This is a genomic window from Corallococcus sp. CA047B (assembly GCF_003612065.1).
GTDB lineage: Bacteria > Myxococcota > Myxococcia > Myxococcales > Myxococcaceae > Corallococcus > Corallococcus praedator.
Window position 1 is genome coordinate 1 of sequence record NZ_RAWD01000613.1, and the last position, 1978, is coordinate 1978.

2 protein-coding genes are annotated in these 1978 nt (G+C 70.2%); both read left to right on the forward strand.

Annotated elements, in window-relative coordinates; all coding sequences use genetic code 11:
- Positions 1 to 1266, forward strand: a 1266-nt coding sequence (locus D7X74_RS41570) for a zinc-regulated TonB-dependent outer membrane receptor (RefSeq protein WP_120538429.1), incomplete at its 5' end; no start/stop codon positions are given.
- Positions 1267 to 1288: 22 nt separating this feature from the next.
- Positions 1289 to 1978 (forward strand): metal ABC transporter solute-binding protein, Zn/Mn family (locus D7X74_RS41575; protein ID WP_120538430.1); only part of this gene is annotated, 690 nt, incomplete at its 3' end.

Genomic DNA, 1978 nt, shown 5'->3' on the forward strand with positions numbered 1-1978 from the left:
ACCGAACCCCCTCCACCGCCCGCCGAGGCGGCTCCCGCCGACACGCCCTCCGACGCTCCGGCCCTGAGCGCGGAGGAGATGGCGGAGATTGAAAAGGCGCTGGGCTCGGACGCGAGCACCCGCGCGCGGCCGTCCGGCGACACGTCCCCCGTTTCGCCCACCGCCACGAACGACTCCGGCGTGACGCCGCTGCGGCTGCCCAACGCCATCACCGGCGGCACCAGCTTCCTCAACCTGAGCTTCATCCTGGACCTGGCCGTGGCGGCGTTCTCCAGCAAGGAGCCGCTGCAGGGCGGCGCGCACGACCCGACGCAGAACGGCTTCAACCTCCAGCAGTTGGAGCTGTCCATCGGGTCGGTGGTGGATCCGTACTTCCGCTTCGACAGCAACATCGTCTTCAGCCAGTTCGGCGTGGAGATTGAAGAGGCGTACGTCACCACGTTGGACCTGCCCGCGAACCTCCAGGTGCGCGCGGGCCAGTTCCTCACCCGCTTCGGCCGGCTGAACTCCACGCACCCGCATGCGTGGGACTTCGTGGATCAGCCCTTCGTGATGAGCCGCGTGTTCGGCGCGGAGGGCAACCGGGGCCTGGGCGTGGAGGGCTCCTGGCTCACGCCGCTGCCCTGGTACGTGGAGGTCATCGGCAGCGCCACCGACGCGAAGGGCGAGGCCACCGCGCGCAGCTTCTTCGGTTCCTCCAATGAGCGCGTGCTGTCGCCGCTGGACTTCCAGCTCACCGGCGCGGTGAAGCAGTTCTTCCCGCTGTCCGACGACCTGTCGCTCCTGTGGGGCCTGTCCGCCGCCACCGGCCCCAACCCCACGGGCTACCGCAACCACACCAGCGTCTACGGCACGGATGTCTACCTGAAGTTCCGGCCCATCACCGAGGCGAGCGCGCAGCAACTGGTGCTCCAGGCGGAGGTGCTCTACCGCCGCCGGCAGGCCCCCGAGGACCTGCTGTCCGACTGGGGTGGCTACGCGCAGACGGTGTGGCGCTTCTCCAACCGGTGGGCCACGGGCGTGAGATACGAGTTCGGCACACCCGCGAAGACGCAGGAGGGCCGCGTCGCGAATGATCCGCTCGACCCTGAGTGGATCGCCGACCGCCAGCGCATCACCGCGGCGGTGACGTTCTGGCCCACGGAGTTCTCCCGCCTGCGCCTGCAGGCCGCCACGGACCGCGTCGGCTGGCGCGCGACGCCGGACTACTCGGCCTTCCTCGCGCTCGAAGTCGTGACCGGCGCCCACGGTGCCCATGCGTTCTGACCCTTTCTTCCGGAGCCCTCCCATGCGTTCCCTTCGCCTCTTCGCGGCGCTCCTCGCCGCCGCCGTCAGCTTCACCGCCGCCCCAGCGCGCGCGGACCTCAAGGTCGTCACCTCGCTGCCGGATCTCGCCGCGGTCGCCAAGGCCGTGGGCGGGGACAAGGTGGAGGTGGTGGCCCTGGCGCTGCCCACGCAGGACCCCCACTTCGTGGATGCCAAGCCGAACCTGGCGCTCGCGCTCAACCGCGCCGACCTGCTCATCACCGCGGGCCTGGACCTGGAGATCGGCTGGTTGCCGTCGCTCCAGCTCGGTGCGCGCAACAACAAGATTCTAACGGGCAACGACGGCTACCTGGACGCGTCGCGGTTCGTGAGCCTCCAGGAGGTGCCCACGACGGCGGTGGACCGCAGCCAGGGCGACGTGCACCCCGGCGGCAACCCGCACTACCTCTACGACCCGCGCCAGGGCATCGCGGTGGCGCGCGGCATCGAGGCGCGCATGTCGCAGCTCGATGCGAAGAACGCCGCCACCTACAAGGCGAACCTGGCGAAGTTCACGCAGGAGGTGCAGGCCGCGCAACAGGGCTGGGAGAAGCGGCTGACGGGCCTCAAGGGCGCGCCCGTCATCGCGTACCACCGCACGACGGCGTACCTGCAGAACTGGCTGGGCTTCACCACCGTCGCGTTCCTGGAGCCCAAGCCGGGCATCCCGCCC